This window comes from Rathayibacter sp. Leaf248, from assembly GCF_920939495.1.
Classification (GTDB): Bacteria; Actinomycetota; Actinomycetes; order Actinomycetales; family Microbacteriaceae; genus Rathayibacter; species Rathayibacter caricis.
On the sequence record NZ_CAKLAV010000001.1, the window covers coordinates 1,446,882 to 1,463,874 of the forward strand.

Here is a 16,993-nt window from a genome sequence, read left to right on the forward strand (position 1 = left end):
TTAGGTGCAAGCATCCGCATCCGACGCCGCACGGGGCGGCACGAGGACATGAGGGCTTGCGGGGGTTTTGTGTACTTATGTTACCGGCAGAGGTCGTGCGGGTTTCCACGCGCGTAAGCGGCAGCAAACCCGCACGACACTACCAGTCCCCCGCCGTCCGGTCGAACGGCGGGGGGAGGGGGCGGAGTTACTCGCCCTTGTTCTTCTGGACGATCTCCTCGGCGACGGCCTTGGGGACCTCGCTGTAGGTCTCGAACGTCATCGAGTAGACGGCGCGGCCCGAGGTCTTCGAGCGCAGGTCGCCGATGTAGCCGAACATCTCGGACAGCGGCACGTTGGCGCGGATGACCTTGATGCCGGTGGCGTCCTCCATCGACTGGATCATCCCGCGACGCGAGTTGAGGTCGCCGATGACGTCGCCCATGTACTCCTCGGGAGTGCGGACCTCGACGGCCATGAGCGGCTCGAGGAGGACGGGCTGCGCCTTGCGCGAGGCCTCCTTGAACGCGATCGAGCCGGCGATCTTGAACGCCATCTCGGAGGAGTCGACGTCGTGCGCGGCACCGTCGACCAGGGTCGCCTTGACGCCCACCATCGGGTAGCCGGCGAGCACGCCGACCTGCATGGCGTCGCGGATGCCCGCGTCGACCGACGGGATGTACTCGCGGGGGACGCGTCCGCCCGAGACGCCGTTGACGAACTCGTAGGTCTTGTCGGCCTCGACCTCCATCGGCTCGATGGTGATCTGGACCTTCGCGAACTGACCCGATCCACCCGTCTGCTTCTTGTGGGTGTAGTCGTACTTCTCGACGGTGCGGCGGATCGTCTCGCGGTAGGCCACCTGCGGCTTGCCGACGTTGGCCTCGACGTTGAACTCGCGCTTCATGCGGTCCACCAGGATGTCGAGGTGCAGCTCGCCCATTCCCTTGATGACCGTCTGACCGGTCTCCTGGTTCTGCTCGGTGCGGAAGGTGGGGTCCTCCTCCGCGAGCTTCTGGATCGCGGTGCCGAGCTTCTCCTGGTCGGCCTTCGTCTTGGGCTCGATGGCGACCTCGATGACGGGCTCCGGGAAAGTCATCGACTCGAGGACGACCTGCGCCTGCGGGTCGCTGAGGGTGTCACCGGTGGTGGTGTCCTTCAGGCCGATGACCGCGTAGATGTGGCCGGCGGTGACCGAGTCGACCGGGTTCTCCTTGTTGGAGTGCATCTGGAAGATCTTGCCGATGCGCTCCTTCTTGCCCTTGGTCGAGTTGATGACCTGGGCGCCGGAGTCGAGCTTGCCCGAGTAGACGCGGACGTAGGTCAGGCGACCGAAGAACGGGTGCACGGCGACCTTGAACGCGAGCGCCGAGAAGGGCTCGGTCGAGTCGGCGTGGCGCATGATGACCTTCTCCTCATCGCGGACGTCGTGCGCCTCGATGGCGGGGACGTCGAGCGGGGAGGGGAGGTAGTCGACGACCGCGTCGAGCATGGGCTGGACGCCGCGGTTCTTGAACGCGGAGCCGCAGAGCACGGGGTAGATCTCGGAGTTGACGGTCAGCTTGCGGATCGCGGCCTTGACCTCGGCCACGGTCAGCTCCTCGCCGCCGAAGTACTTCTCGAGCAGCTCGTCCGAGGTCTCGGCGACGGTCTCGAGCAGCTTCTGGCGGTACTCGGCGGCCTTGTCGGCGAGGTCGGCCGGGATCTCCTCGATCTCGTACTTCGCACCGAGCTGGACGTCTCCCTTGGAGTCGCCGCGCCACGTGAGCGCGCGCATCTCGACCAGGTCGATGACGCCCTCGAAGGACGACTCGGCGCCGATCGGGAGCTGGATGACCAGCGGCTTCGCGCCGAGGCGGTTCACGATGGTGTCGACCGTGTAGTAGAAGTCGGCGCCGAGCTTGTCCATCTTGTTGACGAAGCAGATGCGCGGGACGTCGTACTTGTCGGCCTGGCGCCAGACGGTCTCCGACTGGGGCTCGACGCCCTCCTTGCCGTCGAAGACGGCGACGGCGCCGTCGAGGACGCGGAGCGAGCGCTCCACCTCGACGGTGAAGTCGACGTGACCCGGGGTGTCGATGATGTTGATCTGGTTCTTGTTCCAGAAGCAGGTCGTCGCGGCGGACGTGATCGTGATGCCGCGCTCCTGCTCCTGCGCCATCCAGTCCATCGTGGCGGCGCCGTCGTGGACCTCACCGATCTTGTGCGTGATACCCGTGTAGAACAGGATGCGCTCGGTGGTGGTGGTCTTGCCGGCATCGATGTGGGCCATGATGCCGATGTTGCGGACCTTGTTCAGGTCGGTGAGCACATCTTGTGCCACGGAGTTCCTCCGATGAGTGATGGAGCCAGCGCAACGGGCTCATGGCCGATCGGCTGGGGTTCAGGTGGGACGATCGCCCGACCGCGGGGATCGGGCGATCAGCCGCCGGGCCGGGTCCGCAGCGCGGACGCTGCGGACCCGGGGGTCGCGGCCGCTCGGGAGCGGCCGCGGGACGCGCTACCAGCGGTAGTGCGCGAAGGCCTTGTTCGACTCGGCCATCTTGTGGGTGTCCTCGCGACGCTTCACAGCGGCGCCGAGACCGTTCGACGCGTCGAGGATCTCGTTCATGAGACGCTCGGTCATCGTCTTCTCGCGACGGGCCTTCGCGTAGCTGGTGAGCCAGCGGAGCGCGAGGGTGTTGGCGCGGTGGGGCTTGACCTCGACCGGGACCTGGTAGGTCGAGCCGCCGACGCGGCGGCTGCGGACCTCGAGGGTCGGACGGACGTTGTCGAGCGCCTTCTTGAGCGTGACGACGGCGTCCTGGCCGTTCTTGGCGGAGACTCCCTCGAGGGCACCGTAGACGATGCGCTCGGCGAGTCCCTTCTTGCCGTCCAGGAGGATCTTGTTCACGAGCTGGCTGACGACCGGTGCGCCGTAGACGGGGTCTGCGACGACGGGGCGCTTGGGAGCGGGGCCCTTACGAGGCATTACTTCTTCTCCATCTTCGCGCCGTACCGGCTGCGAGCCTGCTTGCGGTTCTTGACGGCCTGGGTGTCCAGGGCGCCGCGAACGATCTTGTAGCGGACACCGGGGAGGTCCTTCACACGACCGCCGCGCACGAGCACCATCGAGTGCTCCTGCAGGTTGTGGCCCTCGCCGGGGATGTAGGCGGTGACCTCGGTGCCGTTGGAGAGCTTCACGCGGGCCACCTTGCGGAGGGCCGAGTTCGGCTTCTTGGGCGTGGTCGTGTAGACGCGCGTGCAGACGCCGCGCTGCTGGGGGTTGGCCTTCAGGGCGGGCGCCTTGGTCTTGGTGACCTTGGGCGAGCGTCCCTTTCGGACCAACTGCTGAATCGTTGGCACTGATTTGCTCCTTGAATGCTGCACGGTGACAGCGGATCGATGGTCGACATTCGGCCTGTCCGTCGCCGGACGCGGCCGAGTTCATCTGGACCCGACGCACCCGCCTGCACCGGCGAGCGGCGCAGAGGGGAGGAGGACGGGTATGCCGTGGGGGCCGTCCGATCGGACGAACCCGCGGACCCTTGCGGACCCGGTGGAGCGAAGCGCGGCACCCGATCGACCCGGAGGCACGACACGAGCGCACGGCAAAGCGCACACCCAAAGAATATTACGGGGAGTGACGGGGCCGGTCAACCGGACGGCGTCCGCCGTCAGCGAGCAGGGCGGCGGGCGGGCTACTCCCGCTCGTCCCCCTCCCAGCCCCAGTGGGGCGTGCCTCCGCCGGCGTCCCGACGTGCCAGGAGCAGCAGGAAGACGAGGTGGACGGCCGCCGCCAGCACCCCGGTCGCGATCGCGAAGGCCGTGCCGGCGTGGTCGAGCGCGTAGCCCAGGATCTCGGCCGGCTGCTGGAGTCCGAGACCGTAGATCGCGCCGCCGACGAGCAGGAAGAGGAGGTAGACGACGACTCCGGCGAGCAGCGACGGCCCGAGCACGCGGGTGACCGACGGGCGCGCGGCGAGGGTGATCATCGAGAGCAGGACCGCCACGACGCACGCGCCGACCGCCACCGGGCCCAGGAGCGGGCCGGCGTCGCGCTCGGGCACGACGTCCTGGTCGAGCAGGAGGCTCAGCACCCCGAACGCGCAGACGACCAGGGCGAGGTAGAGGAACGCGGCGAACGCGGCCAGGGCGATGCCGTAGCCCAGTCCCGCTCCCCTGCCCTGCTCCCCCGGCGAGGTCACGACTGCGAGGCGGCTTCCCGCTGGGCGTTGCGGCGCTTCACGCCGCGAGCGCGGGCGGCGATGAGGGCGCCGCCCCAGACGCTCACCTCGCGGCCGAGCACCGCAGCCGCGGCGCCTTGGAGGAGGACGGCCGGGTCGCTCAGGAACTCCACGAGCTCGGTGCGGTCGGCGGGCGGAACGGCTCCCCCGATGTCGTACCAGGCGCCGGCGAGCGCCGCCGCTCCGGCGAGCAAGGCGATGAAGAAGCCGCCGAGGACGTACGCCCACCATCCGGCGCGGTTCACGGCGAGGACGAGGAGGGCGAGACCGATCAGGAACGCGGCGACGGGCGCCAGGAACGCGGCGGTGGGACCCTGCGCGAGGGCGACGGAGAGCGGGTCCCCCTGCGCGGCGTCCACGACGAGGCGGATCGCCGTGAGGCACGCCAGCAGCAGGGCCGCGAAGACGGCGGTGGCCAGCAGGGCGACGGCGAGGCCGGCGATCCGGTTCCCCTTCCGGCGCGGCGGCGCGGGCTCGGGCTCCACCGGCCCCAGCGGCGAGCGCTCGGCGGGCCCGGCGGCCGCGGGCGCCGTGGCGGGCGCCCCGCCGGTCAGCGGCTCGGGCCACACGTACTCGCGGGTCTTCTGCGGCCCGGTCGCAGTGCCGGACCCCTCGGGCGCGGACGGCATGCGCTCGGTCTCGGCGTCGCTTCTCCAGGTCACCCGGTCAGGATAGGCACACGCCCGCGCGGGAGCGGTCAGGCGCGCGGCCACCCGCAGAAGGGTGGCACGACAGCCTCACTCCAGCGGGTTCAGCAGGCGGTGGAGGAACTGCCGGGTCCGCGGCTCCCGCGGCTCGCGGAGGATCCCGGCGGGCGCGCCCCGCTCGACGACCACTCCGTCGGCCATGAAGACCACCTCGGAGGCGACCCTCCGCGCGAACTCCAGCTCGTGCGTGACGACGAGCATGGTCCAGCCCTCGGCCGCGAGCTCGCGCATCAGCGACAGCACGTCGCCGACCAGCTCGGGATCGAGTGCCGAGGTCGGCTCGTCGAAGAGCAGGAGCTCCGGACGCAGCGCGAGCGCGCGCACGATCCCGACGCGCTGCTGCTGCCCGCCCGAGAGCTCGAAGGGGTAGGCGCCGCCGCGGCCGCCCAGGCCCACCCGCTCGAGCAGCGCCTCGGCCTCGGGGACCACCTCGGACGCCGGGCGGCGCTGCACCCGCAGCGGTCCCTCCGTCACGTTCTCGAGCACGCTGAGGTGCGGGAACAGGTTGAAGTGCTGGAAGACCATGGCCGAGCGGTCGCGGAGCGCCGTGAGCGGGCGTCGGCCGACGCCCGCGGCGAAGTCGAGCGAGGTGCCGTCCGAGAGCACGACCACACCCGCGTCGGGCACCTCGAGGCTGTTGAGCGAGCGCAGCACGGTGGTCTTGCCCGAGCCGGACGGGCCGATCAGGGCGATGACCTCGCCGCGGCGGATGTCGAGGTCGATGCCGCGGAGGACCTCGACGGAGCCGAACGACTTGCGCAGGCCCCGGACGGAGAGCACGGGGCGCGCGTCCTGCGGGGCGTCAACGGGCGACATAGCGGTCCAATCGCTTCTCGAGGATGCTCTGCCCGCTCGAGAGCACGAGGCAGATGAGCCAGTAGATCAGGGCCGCCTCGAGGTAGAGAAGCATGAACTCGCTCGACGCCGTGGCGATCTTCTGCGCCTGGCGGAAGAGCTCGGTCACTAGGATCAGCGAGGCGAGCGAGGTGTCCTTCACCAGCGAGATGAACGTGTTCGAGAGCGGCGGCACCGACACGCGAGCGGCCTGCGGGAGGATGATCCGCCGCAGGGCCAGTCCCCGGCCCATGCCGATCGTGTGCGCCGCCTCCCACTGCCCCTTGGGCACGCTGAGGATCGCGGCCCGGATGACCTCGGCCGCGTAGCCGCCGACGTTCAGGGCGAACGCGATGATGGCGCTGGGCCACGGGTCGATCCGCACGCCCAGGCTGGGCAGGCCGTAGAAGATGACGAAGAGCTGCACCAGGAGCGGGGTGCCGCGGATCACGGAGATGTAGACGCGGGCGATCCACGCGAGGATCCGGACCTTCGAGAGCCTCATCAGCGCGACGGCCAGAGCGAGGACCAGTCCGAGCACGAAGCTGGCGAGAGCGAGCGGGATCGTGCCCACGAGGCCGCCGGACAGGATCGGCCAGAACGACCGCAGGACGAGGTCGAGGTCCATGTGGTCTCCTCTCGCCGGGGCGATGGGCGGTGCGGGCGGCCGGACGGTGCGCGTCGCTCCCCTGGGATGCTGTCACGCATCCGGGACGGACGCGGGAGGTTGCCACGGAGCCGACCCGCGTGGGAGGCGCCGTGGACGACGGGAGGGAGCCGGCGCGAGCGGCCGACCCCCTCCTGTGCGGTCCTACTCGGAGACGTCGGCTCCGAAGTAGCGCTCGGAGATCTCGGTCAGCGTGCCGTCGGCGCGGAGCTCGTCGAGCGCGTCGTCGACCGCGGCGACGAGGTCGTCCGAGCCCTTCGGGAAGGTGAAGGCGCTCTCGGAGCTGTCGTCGGTGGTCACCGCGACCTTGAGGCCCGCGGCCTGGTCCGGGAAGTTCGTCGACCAGTCGAGCCAGGTGAGGCGGTCGTTGATGGTCGCGTCGACGCGACCCTGCTCGACGAGGGCGACGGCCTGCGCCCAGCCCTCGACGCCCTCGACCTGCGCGCCGGCGTCCTGCGCCAGCTCGTACCAGTTGCTCGAGAGGGACTGCGCGGTCGTCTTGCCCGCGAGCGAGTCGAGCGAGGTGATCTCGGTGTCGGCGGTCGGGACGACCACCACTCCGGGGCTCACGGCGTAGGGCTCGGAGAAGTCGTAGCGGGCGCTGCGCTCGTCGTTGATCGAGACCTGGTTCGCGATGACGTCGAAGCGGCCCCCGTCCAGGCCCGCGAACATCGCGTCCCACTGCGTCTCCTCGAACTCGGGCTCGACGCCCAGCTTCTCGGCCACGGCCGTGATGATCTCGACGTCGTAGCCCGTGAGCTCGCCCGTGCCGCCGTCGGCGTGGAACGAGAACGGCTGGTAGGTGCCCTCGGTGCCGATGGTCAGCACGCCCGCGTCCTGCACCTCGGCGAGGGTGAGGCCCGAGTTCGCCGCGGTGGTCCCCTCGTCGGTGGAGCCGGAGACGGCGTCCTCGGTGGAGGCCGGCGCGCAGCCGGCGAGGACGAGGGCGGTGGCGGCTGCGGCGGTGCCGAGCAGGACGCGCAGAGGGGTGCGGGCGGGGAGGTGCGTCACGGTGGGTGTCCTTCGGTGCTTCACGATGTGGTCGCGCCGGTGGTCGGCGCGGGTTCCCGAGCGGGGGCTCCGGGAGCGGGACGGCGCGGACCGGATCCGCGGCCGCCCGGAGTGACCATAACCACCGGGAGGGGGCGGCCTATTCCCCGATGTCCCCGGATGACGGCGCGAGCGCGGCGAGGAACTCCTCCGCTCCCGACACCTCGTCGGCGGTGAGGCCCTCGGCCGACTCCGGACGGACGAGGTGGAGCGGGGTGTCCTGCTCGCGCGCCCAGGCATAGGCGTCCTCGCGGAGGTTGTCGTCGATCCAGACCACGGCGTCGAACGGCCCGGTGGCACGCGCCCGCTCGAGCCACAGCGCGACGGGCTGCAGCTTGCCCGTGCCGCCCGGGAAGCGCGCGTCGCGCGGAAGGCCCCCGCGGAACACGATCGCCTCCGTCCCCTCGGGCAGGCCCAGATCGCGGGCGAGTACCGAGGTGAGCTCGGGCGGCCAGGTGGTCGCCCAGACGATCGTGCCGACGGCGGCGAGGCGGGCGACCAGCGCGGCGCGGTCGGCGTCGAGCACCAGCCGGTGGCCGCCCGCAGCCCGATCGCTCACGACGGACGGATTCAGGACGCCGTCGACGTCGAGGAGGATGAGCGCGGCCATGCCTGCCACCGTAGCCGCGGCACCCGGGTGCCGCGAGAGGCCGTAGCGTGGCGGGATGCCTCCCTCCGTTCGACTGCCCGGCGGTCGCACGGTCGCGCTCGAGCCGGACGCGGTCAGGACGGGCTCGCTCGTGCTGACGATCGACGGCGTCGAGCAGTCGCTGATCGACCCGTCCGACCCGGGTGCCCTCGACCTCGAGTACACCGCTCGGCTCGGAGCGGTCGTGGACGCCCTCGCACCGCCCCGTCGGGCCGTGCGCGTGCTGCACCTGGGCGCGGGCGCCCTCTCGCTCGCGCGCTACACGCAGTGGACGCGGCCGGGATCCGACCAGACCGTCGTCGACGTCGAGGAGGGACTGGTCGACTTCGTCGTCGAGCACGCTCCGCTCCCGCCGGGCACCCGCCTGCGCGTCGTCACGGCCGACGCCTCAGCCTCCCTCCCCCGCGGCACCGTCGACCTGGTCGTCCTGGACGCCTATGACGGCGACGAGATCCCGGAGGCGTTCTTCGGCGCGGTGGCGCTGGCCCGGATCGCCGACCGCGTCGGCGAGGGCCTGCTGGCCGTGAACGTCGCCGACGACGCCGACCATCGCCGCCTCGACCGGATCCGCGCGGCGGTGGAGCCGCTGCTGCCGGTCACCGAGGCGATCGGAGCGGAGTCGTTCGCCCGCGGGCGATCGTCCGGCAATGCGATCCTGCTCGCCTCACGCGGCGCCGTCGCCGCTGAGGTCGCCGTCCAGCTGCTGGCCGCGGGTCCTCATCCGGTCGCCGCCGCTGCGCAGCGCCACGTCGTGCCCGTCGAGGTTGCGGTAGAAGTCGACCCGTGACTCGAGCGCGATGCCCGCGTCGAGGTACTTCACCCTGATCCGCTTGATGTAGGTGCGGACGGTGTGCTCGGCGATCCGCATCTCCACCGCGACCGTCTTGACCGCGGTGCCGGCCCCGTAGGAGCGCATGACGCGGCTCTCCTGCGGGCTGAGGACCGGGCGGCGGTCCTCCTCGGTCATCAGGAAGCGGCCGCGGGCCGCCTCGGAGATCCAGGTGCGGCCGGATGAGACCGACACCACGGCCGCGGCGAGGTCACCGGGGTCGTCGCCCTTCCAGACGAACGCCGAGCGCTCGAAGCGGAGCACGGCGCGCACGGTCTCGAGCCCGAGCATCGTCGAGAGGGCCACGACTCCGCGGTACCGGCCGACGAGACCCGCCAGGGTGCGGACGAGGTCGCCGGTGGCGACGCCGTCGAGGTCGACCACGGCGACGGTGCCGGTGTCGGCACGGCTCGACGCGTCCTGCACGTCGAACTGCGGAAGGGCCGCACCCAGGAGGGCGAGCAGGGCGGCGCGGTCGATCGCGAGACCGTCGACGACGGTCAGGGCGAGAGGCTCGGTCTCGGGCACAGGGACTCCTCGTGGGCGCGGTCGGGAGCCGCCCCGGGGGCACCGTAGCGCCCTCGGAGCCCGTGGACCAGATCTTGGGACACACTGTCTCCACCGGGACCGGCTCCCGGGCTTCCCGCGACCTCGGCGCCTCTCGGGGTGTCCCCAGTGCGCGGGACGCCCTGCGCGGGCTAGTGTCTGCCGGATGGACCGCCTCGACACCTCGACCCCCCGCGCCAAGAGGCTCCCGGCCGAGGAGGTGCGGGAGCGGATGCTGCACGCCGCCCGCGGGGTGATCGCGGAGAACGGCCTGACGGTCGGCTTCGCGCACCTCCCGATGGAGGAGTACATCCGGCTCGCGGAGGTCCCGCGCAGCTCCGTCTACCGCATCTGGAGCACCCGCGAGGAGTTCGTCGCCGATCTGATCGGCGAGGTCTTCGTGCGCGACCGCTACGCCGGGGGTACCGACCCCGAGGCGCAGGAGCTCATGCGGGAGGTCTACGAGCGGCACGGCGACCGCCTGTCCACGTCACGCGGCCGCCGGGCGGTCGCGTGGGAGATGATCCGGATCGGGGCGAACGCCAACATGGCGAACCTGCGCCGCTCCGTCGACTGGTCCTCCTACAACGCCCTGCTCGCCTGCACGTTCTCGATGGAGGAGGGACCGGCCCGCGAGGCGGTCCGCGCCACCGCGAAGCGCATCGAGACGATGCTCACGCACCGGATGCAGACCTTCTACCAGGAGATGCTCGACGTGTTCCACGGGAGCATGCGCCCCGGATTCACGACGCTGCAGCTCGCCCACCTCACCGCGATCGTGATCGACGGGCTGGCGCACCGCAGCCGGCTGATCGACGAGGAGCTCGACGCGACGATCACCGCTCCGGGCCTGGACGGCGAGCCGGTGGAGTGGAATCTGGCCGCGTGGACCATCCGCTCGATCGTCGAGGGCATGCTCGAGCCCCCCACCGAGGACTAGGGCGCGTCGACCACGATCCCGCGTGCTCCGCTCGTCCTGGTCGACACGCCCTAGCCCTCCGGGATCGGCTCGCAGAACCCGTCGATCAGCATCATCACTCCGGCGACGACGAGGCTCGGCGACTCGGGCCGCTCGGGGAGGAGCGGTCCGGTGACCAGCTCCGGCGCCGCGATCCTCGCGACGCAGAGTCCTTCGATGTACGCCGAGATCGCGGACGCGAGCGCCGTGTACTCGCCGCCGAAGCCCGGGCGCAGCCGCAGCCCCGCCTCGGTCAGGGTGTAGCGGTAGTACTTGGCCATGTTCTCGATGAAGTGCTGCTGGCGCTTGCGGAGGGCGTCGTGGACCACTCCCCGGACGGGCTCGTCGTGCGACTCGACGGTGCCGGCCAGCGAGACGAAGTTGCGCCAGTGCTGCGACGCGAAGGTGTTCTCGTAGTTGGCCTCGATGGCGACGGCCACGGAGGCGACGAGGGTCGCGCGCCGCTCGTCGGCCGGGGCCTCGGCATCCGTGTTCCGCTGCAGGTAGGTCGCGCCGACCTGCAGCGCCGGCTCGTCGAGGCGGGTCGAGAGGAGCCGGTCGGGGATCCTGGCGAGCAGTTCGTCGAAGAAGTCCTGGCGGCTCGGCCAGATCCGGTAGACCGTGCTCCGCGGGACCCCGGCCGTGCGGATGAGGTCCTCCAGCGGGAGGTGGGAGACGCCCACCCTCAGGCCGTCGCTGCGCACGACGTCGAGTCCGGCGTCCAGGAGGCGGGAGCGCACCTGCTCACGCGTCAGTCGGGGTGCGCGCGCGGGTGTCGCGGGCGGGACGGGGGTCTGGCTCATGCGGCCTCCGGCGGGAAGGCGGAGGCGCCGTCGTCGGCCCCCGGTGCTGGGAGCGTAGCGCGTGTCCCACCGTCGTCGGGACGGGCGCGGCCCGCTGCCGGCCCGTGAGCCGAGCGGGCCGCGCTGCCTGTCCCCCTGGTGGCCGCCCCATCGGCCTCGCCCACGGTAAGCGCAGTCCGGACGCGGAGTCAAAACATCGGGACATCATGTCGCGTCGTACCGGGGGGCGGGTCTGAGGACGTCGTCAGCGGACCGGACGGCGACGCGGCTCCTCGGACAGCGGGAGGTCGGACACGAGCGGGGGCGTCGGCGCCTCGCCGCGGGAGTGCGCGAGGGAGGCGGCCACCGCGTCGGCCGCCTCCGCTCCGGCCCGCTCGGCCAGCGCCGCGTTGCGCATCAGCCATGCGTGGTGGCAGGGGCTCGCGGCGATCCTCGTCACGACGGAGGCGAGACGCATCGCGTCCCCCACTCGCGCGAGCGGGTTGAGCTCCGCGAGGACGGACGGGACGTCCGGCAGCGACATCAGCGTGTAGCGGCACGTCGAGACCGCGTACTCGTCCACGCCCGCCTCGGCCGATCGCGCGCCGACGATGACGTCGCCCAGATCGAGGTCGCGGGTGCGCGCCCCGAGGACGGACACCAGCGTCACGCGGATGTCCCCCGCGAGAGCCACGACGTGCACCCCCGCCGGCCAGGGCGGGAGCCGGCTCAGCTCCGACGAGCCCGTGCGCATCGCGATGCCGGCCTGGGAGGAGAGGGCGTCGATCATCGGCATCCCCGTGCACTCCCCCGCCCGCGCCGCGTCCTCGGACGCCGCCTCGCCGCAGGACGCGAGGAGGGCCGAGACCCCGAGCCGGGACTGCGGCTCGAGCCCGGCGACGACCGCGGGGCTGACCGACCCGGTCGACTCGATCATCTCGCCCAGGCGGGCGGCGAGGTCGGAGCCCGTGTTCGGCGTGCCGAAGGTGATGACGTCCGAGACCATCGACTCGACGCTCACCCCGTCGACCTCCTGGCTGAGCGCCTGGCGAGCGGCGAGGCCTCCCATCGAGTGCGCCACCACGATCGCCCTGTTGCCGGTCGCGGAGACCAGGCAGGCGAGGGAGGAGGCGAGTGCGTCGCTGATGCCCGGATCCGTCACCCAGCGCGCCGAGAGGTCGCGGTAGTCGAACGTGTAGACGAGGGAGCCCTCGATGTCCTGCAGCGTGCCGATGACGGAGCGCTCGGCGACGACTCCCGGCTGATCCGCCTCAGCGCCCGGAGGGTCCGTGTCGGCGCCCGGAGGGTCCGTGTCGGCGCCGGCGACCAGGTCGACGAGGTGCGAGAAGGCGCCTGTGCGGGCCTCGTCGTGCGTCGAGGTGCCGAGCCAGCCGTGCACGACGACGATCGGCACGTTCTCGGCGGAGGGAGTCGCGTCGACCTCGTCGTCCTGCAGCACGGGAGCGAGCTGCGCGACTCCGCACGAGGCCGGGACGGACGGCGCTGCGACGGCGGGCGCTGCGGGCAGCACGACGGCACCGACCGCCACGAGAAGGGCGGCCAGCGCGACGACCACGACTCTCATCCGCGCGTATCCTCACCGCTGCGACCCCGACCGGACGGGCGCGGGGCGGTACCCCGTCGAACGTCCCTCGAGTCAATCACCGACGCAGGCACCGTGCGGTTCCCGGGCGACTCCCATTCACCCCCCTTGCGGTGGGCAACCGGCGTGGCGGGACGCTCCGGGAACGACGAAGGCCCCGCCGGGAACCCGGCGGGGCCTTCGATCACTCGGTCGGAGCTCAGCTGTAGTTGCCGGGCTCGTATCCGTCACTCGAGAACGAGTCGAAGTCGACGAACGACAGGTCGGCGTCGCTGAACGCGGCGTCGTCGGCGAAGATGCGGTTGGGGTACCGCTCGGCCTTCGCCTCCTCGGTCGCCTCGACGGACACGTTGCGGTACTTCGGGAGACCGGTACCGGCCGGGATCAGCTTTCCGATGATCACGTTCTCCTTCAGGCCCAGCAGCGGGTCGCGCTTGCCCTCCATGGCCGCCTGCGTCAGGACGCGGGTGGTCTCCTGGAAGGACGCGGCCGACAGCCACGACTCCGTCGCGAGCGAGGCCTTGGTGATTCCCATGACCTCCTGGCGGGCGGACGCGGTCCGCTTGCCCTCGGTCAGAGCCGCACGGTTGACCTCGCTGTAGCGCGAGCGGTCGACGAGCTCGCCCGGAAGCAGATCCGTGTCGCCGTGGTCGACCACGGTGACCTTGCGGAGCATCTGACGGACGATGACCTCGATGTGCTTGTCGTGGATCGGCACACCCTGCGAGCGGTAGACGCCCTGGACGCCGCCGACCAGGTGCTTCTGGACCTCGCGGACGCCCAGCACGCGCAGGACCTCCTTGGGGTCGACCGTTCCGACGTGCAGCTGCTGACCGAGCACGACCGACTGGCCGTCCTCGACGAGGAGCTGCGAGCGCTTGAGCACCGGGTAGATGACCGCCTCGTCGCCGTTGTCCGGCTGGAGGATGAGTCGTCGGGCCCGGTCGGTGTCCTCGATCGTGATGCGACCGGCGGCCTCCGCGATCGGCGACGCGCCCTTGGGGGTGCGCGCCTCGAAGAGCTCCTGCACGCGGGGCAGACCCTGCGTGATGTCGTCGGCCGAGGCCGATCCACCGGTGTGGAAGGTGCGCATCGTGAGCTGCGTGCCGGGCTCGCCGATCGACTGGGCCGCGATGATGCCGACGGCCTCTCCGATGTCGACGAGCTTGCCGGTGGCGAGCGAACGGCCGTAGCAGGCCGCGCAGACGCCGACGGCGGACTCGCAGGTCAGGACCGAGCGCACCTTGATGTGGCGCACCTCGGCTCCGACCAGCTTCTCGATGAGGACGTCTCCGACGTCCTCGCCGGCCTCCGCGATGACCTCGCCGGCCTCGTTCGTCGCCGGGGTGGCGAGCGAGCGGGCGTAGACGGAGTTCTCGACGTTGGAGTCCTGCGACCAGGCGCCGGTGGCGTCCTGGAGCATGATCGGCAGCTCGAGGCCCTTGGTGGTGCCGCAGTCGTCCTCGCGGATGATGACGTCCTGCGAGACGTCGACGAGTCGACGCGTCAGGTAGCCCGAGTCCGCGGTGCGGAGCGCGGTGTCGGCCAGACCCTTGCGGGCACCGTGCGTGGCGATGAAGTACTCGGCGACCGACAGGCCCTCGCGGTACGAGGAGATGATCGGTCGGGCGATGATCTCGCCCTTCGGGTTGTTCACCAGGCCTCGCATGCCCGCGATGTTGCGGACCTGCAGCCAGTTTCCACGGGCACCGGACGTGACCATCCGGTTGATGGTGTTGTCGGTCGGGAAGTTCGCGCGCATGGCCTTCGCGACCTCGTCGGTCGCCTCGGTCCAGATCTTCACGAGCTCCTGGCGACGCTCCGCCTGGGTGGTCAGACCCTTGTCGTACTCGGTCTCCACCTTCGCGGCCTTCTTCTCGTAGCCCGCGATGATCTCGGGCTTGGAGGGGGGCGTGAGGATGTCCGACAGGGCGACGGTCACACCGGACCGGGTGGCCCAGTAGAAGCCGGCGTCCTTGATGCGGTCGAGAGAGGCGGCGACCTCCACCTTCGGGTAGCGCTCCGCGAGATCGTTGACGATCCCGGAGATGGTCGTCTTGTCGGCGACCTGCTCGAAGTAGGGGTAATCGACCGGCAGCGCCTCGTTGAAGAGCGCGCGGCCGAGCGTCGTGTCGAGCAGGATCGGCGCGGTGACCTTGCCGTTCTCGTCGAGCTCGACGCCCTCGGGTGCCGTGCCCTGCGCGAAGAAGACGTCCGACATGCGGATCTTCACCTTCGAGTTCAGGTGCAGCGAGCCCTGGTCCTTCGCGAGGATCGCCTCGGAGACCGAGGAGAACGCGCGTCCCTCACCGGCGGCACCCTCGCGGATGGTCGTCAGGTGGTGGAGGCCGATGATCATGTCCTGCGTGGGCAGGGTGACCGGACGGCCGTCGGAGGGCTTGAGGATGTTGTTCGACGCGAGCATCAGGATGCGCGCCTCGGCCTGGGCCTCGACGGACAGCGGCAGGTGGACGGCCATCTGGTCGCCGTCGAAGTCCGCGTTGAACGCGGCGCAGACGAGCGGGTGCAGCTGGATCGCCTTGCCCTCGACCAGCTGGGGCTCGAAGGCCTGGATGCCGAGTCGGTGCAGCGTGGGCGCGCGGTTGAGCAGGACGGGGCGCTCGCGGATGATCTCCTCGAGCACGTCCCACACCTGGGGGCGCGAACGCTCCACCATGCGCTTGGCGGCCTTGATGTTCTGCGCGTGCGACAGGTCGATCAGGCGCTTGATGACGAACGGCTTGAACAGCTCCAGCGCCATCTGCTTGGGCAGACCGCACTGGTGCAGCTTGAGCTGCGGTCCGACGATGATCACCGAGCGGCCCGAGTAGTCGACGCGCTTGCCCAGCAGGTTCTGGCGGAAGCGACCCTGCTTCCCCTTGAGCATGTCGCTCAGGGACTTCAGGGCGCGGTTGCCGGTTCCGGTGACGGGGCGACCGCGGCGGCCGTTGTCGAACAGGGCGTCGACGGCCTCCTGCAGCATGCGCTTCTCGTTGTTCACGATGATCTCGGGGGCACCGAGGTCGAGCAGGCGGCGGAGCCGGTTGTTGCGGTTGATCACGCGGCGGTAGAGGTCGTTCAGGTCGCTCGTCGCGAACCGGCCTCCGTCGAGCTGCACCATCGGGCGCAGCTCCGGCGGGATCACCGGGACGACGTCGAGCACCATCGCGGCCGGCGAGTTGCCGGTGGCGAGGAACGAGTTGACGACGCGCAGTCGCTTGATGGCGCGGATCTTCTTCTGACCCTTGCCCTCGGCGATCTGCAGGTGCAGCGTCTCGGCCTCGGCCTGGAGGTCGAACTGCTCGAGGCGCTTCTTGATCGCCTCGGCGCCCATGTAGGCCTCGAAGTAGACGCCGTAGCGGTCGACGAGCTCGTTGAAGACCGCGTCCTCGGGCTTGAGGTCGCCGACCTTGAGGGTGCGGAACTGCTCCCACACGCTCTCGAGACGCGCGATGTCCTCGTCGAAGGACTTGCGGATCTGCGACATCTCCTTCTCGGCGCCGTCCTTGGTGCGGCGCTTCTGGTCGCTCTTGGCGCCCTCCGCCTCCAGGGCGGCGAGGTCGGTCTCGAGACGGGCCAGGCGGTCCGCGATGCGGGAGTCGCGCTGGTCGGAGAGGGTCTTGATCTCGAGCCGGAGCTCGTTCTCGAGGCCGGGCATGTCGGCGTGACGGCCGTCGTCGTCCACGTCGATGATCATGTACGCCGCGAAGTAGATGACCTTCTCGAGGTCCTTCGGCGCCATGTCCAGCAGGTATCCGAGGCGCGAGGGGACGCCCTTGAAGTACCAGATGTGGGTGACGGGGGCGGCGAGCTCGATGTGGCCCATCCGCTCGCGGCGGACCGAGGACTTGGTGACCTCGACGCCGCAGCGCTCGCAGACGATGCCCTTGAAGCGGACTCGCTTGTACTTGCCGCAGGAGCACTCCCAGTCGCGGGACGGTCCGAAGATCTGCTCTCCGAACAGGCCGTCCTTCTCGGGCTTGAGGGTGCGGTAGTTGATGGTCTCGGGCTTCTTCACTTCACCGTGCGACCAGCGACGGATGTCATCGGCCGTCGCGAGGCCGATGCGCAGCTCGTCAAAAGTTGTTACGTCGAGCAATGTTTTCTCCTTGTCGGAAAACAGGTGTCTCGTCAGAGACGGGAGGTCGTCAGATGCTGGCGCG

Annotated in this window: 14 protein-coding genes; 1 reads left to right on the plus strand and 13 read right to left on the minus strand. The window is 70.6% G+C overall.

What is annotated here, in order from left to right:
- Positions 1-187 precede the first annotated feature (187 nt).
- The 10 genes from fusA to LRG51_RS07195 form a co-directional block, all read right to left on the minus strand.
- On the minus strand, positions 188-2,302 hold the full coding sequence (fusA, locus tag LRG51_RS07150) for an elongation factor G (RefSeq protein ID WP_055787046.1): 2,115 nt from the start codon (positions 2,300-2,302) through the stop codon (positions 188-190).
- A 177-nt stretch (positions 2,303-2,479) separates the two neighbouring features.
- Positions 2,480-2,950, minus strand: coding sequence for a 30S ribosomal protein S7 (rpsG, locus tag LRG51_RS07155; RefSeq protein WP_055787043.1), 471 nt, complete (start codon positions 2,948-2,950; stop codon positions 2,480-2,482).
- Positions 2,950-3,324 (minus strand): 30S ribosomal protein S12, encoded by a 375-nt coding sequence (gene rpsL, locus LRG51_RS07160; RefSeq protein ID WP_055787040.1) that lies wholly within the window; start codon positions 3,322-3,324, stop codon positions 2,950-2,952. The genes rpsG and rpsL overlap by 1 nt, the downstream gene beginning before the upstream one ends.
- A gap of 335 nt (positions 3,325-3,659) precedes the next feature.
- Positions 3,660-4,166: a DUF6121 family protein gene (locus LRG51_RS07165; protein ID WP_055787034.1), complete on the minus strand. Its 507-nt coding sequence runs from the start codon at positions 4,164-4,166 to the stop codon at positions 3,660-3,662.
- Positions 4,163-4,867, minus strand: coding sequence for a hypothetical protein (locus tag LRG51_RS07170; protein ID WP_157603050.1), 705 nt, complete (start codon positions 4,865-4,867; stop codon positions 4,163-4,165). The genes LRG51_RS07165 and LRG51_RS07170 overlap by 4 nt, the downstream gene beginning before the upstream one ends.
- Positions 4,868-4,942: 75 nt before the next feature.
- Positions 4,943-5,728 carry an amino acid ABC transporter ATP-binding protein gene (locus LRG51_RS07175; RefSeq protein ID WP_055787027.1) on the minus strand — a complete coding sequence of 262 codons (786 nt, stop codon included), beginning with the start codon at positions 5,726-5,728 and terminating at the stop codon, positions 4,943-4,945.
- On the minus strand, positions 5,715-6,374 hold the full coding sequence (locus tag LRG51_RS07180; protein ID WP_055787023.1) for an amino acid ABC transporter permease: 660 nt from the start codon (positions 6,372-6,374) through the stop codon (positions 5,715-5,717). The genes LRG51_RS07175 and LRG51_RS07180 overlap by 14 nt, the downstream gene beginning before the upstream one ends.
- Before the next feature lie 183 nt (positions 6,375-6,557).
- Positions 6,558-7,424 (minus strand): amino acid ABC transporter substrate-binding protein, encoded by an 867-nt coding sequence (locus LRG51_RS07185; protein ID WP_230671880.1) that lies wholly within the window; start codon positions 7,422-7,424, stop codon positions 6,558-6,560.
- A gap of 139 nt (positions 7,425-7,563) precedes the next feature.
- Complete coding sequence (locus LRG51_RS07190) at positions 7,564-8,073, minus strand: HAD domain-containing protein (RefSeq protein WP_230671882.1); 510 nt, start codon at positions 8,071-8,073, stop codon at positions 7,564-7,566.
- Positions 8,074-8,776: 703 nt separating this feature from the next.
- Positions 8,777-9,469, minus strand: a complete 693-nt coding sequence (locus LRG51_RS07195; protein WP_230671884.1) for a LuxR C-terminal-related transcriptional regulator — start codon at positions 9,467-9,469, stop codon at positions 8,777-8,779.
- Positions 9,470-9,653: 184 nt separating this feature from the next.
- Between LRG51_RS07195 and LRG51_RS07200 the strand changes: the two genes are divergently transcribed.
- Entirely contained in the window at positions 9,654-10,427 is a 774-nt protein-coding gene (locus tag LRG51_RS07200) for a hypothetical protein (RefSeq protein WP_055787010.1), read from the plus strand.
- A 50-nt stretch (positions 10,428-10,477) separates the two neighbouring features.
- Here LRG51_RS07200 and LRG51_RS07205 read toward each other — a convergent pair whose 3' ends face one another.
- The 3 genes from LRG51_RS07205 to LRG51_RS07215 all read right to left on the minus strand — a co-directional run bounded on the left by LRG51_RS07205 (position 10,478) and on the right by LRG51_RS07215 (position 16,929).
- Positions 10,478-11,248: a TetR/AcrR family transcriptional regulator gene (locus LRG51_RS07205; RefSeq protein ID WP_230671886.1), complete on the minus strand. Its 771-nt coding sequence runs from the start codon at positions 11,246-11,248 to the stop codon at positions 10,478-10,480.
- Positions 11,249-11,492: 244 nt separating this feature from the next.
- A complete protein-coding gene (locus LRG51_RS07210) occupies positions 11,493-12,812 on the minus strand; it encodes an esterase/lipase family protein (RefSeq protein ID WP_230671888.1) in 1,320 nt (439 codons plus the stop codon).
- A 217-nt stretch (positions 12,813-13,029) separates the two neighbouring features.
- Positions 13,030-16,929 carry a DNA-directed RNA polymerase subunit beta' gene (locus tag LRG51_RS07215; RefSeq protein ID WP_107574600.1) on the minus strand — a complete coding sequence of 1,300 codons (3,900 nt, stop codon included), beginning with the start codon at positions 16,927-16,929 and terminating at the stop codon, positions 13,030-13,032.
- Between the last annotated feature and the right edge of the window lie 64 nt (positions 16,930-16,993).

Bases quoted from the DNA above. Each gene is read 5' to 3' on its own strand.
- rpsG (WP_055787043.1), bottom strand. From the start codon at position 2,950: ATGCCTCGTAAGGGCCCCGCTCCCAAGCGCCCCGTCGTCGCAGACCCC.
- LRG51_RS07200 (WP_055787010.1), top strand. From the start codon at position 9,654: ATGGACCGCCTCGACACCTCGACCCCCCGCGCCAAGAGGCTCCCGGCC.
- LRG51_RS07210 (WP_230671888.1), bottom strand. From the start codon at position 12,812: ATGAGAGTCGTGGTCGTCGCGCTGGCCGCCCTTCTCGTGGCGGTCGGT.
- LRG51_RS07205 (WP_230671886.1), bottom strand. From the start codon at position 11,248: ATGAGCCAGACCCCCGTCCCGCCCGCGACACCCGCGCGCGCACCCCGA.
- LRG51_RS07180 (WP_055787023.1), bottom strand. From the start codon at position 6,374: ATGGACCTCGACCTCGTCCTGCGGTCGTTCTGGCCGATCCTGTCCGGC.
- LRG51_RS07190 (WP_230671882.1), bottom strand. From the start codon at position 8,073: ATGGCCGCGCTCATCCTCCTCGACGTCGACGGCGTCCTGAATCCGTCC.
- LRG51_RS07175 (WP_055787027.1), bottom strand. From the start codon at position 5,728: ATGTCGCCCGTTGACGCCCCGCAGGACGCGCGCCCCGTGCTCTCCGTC.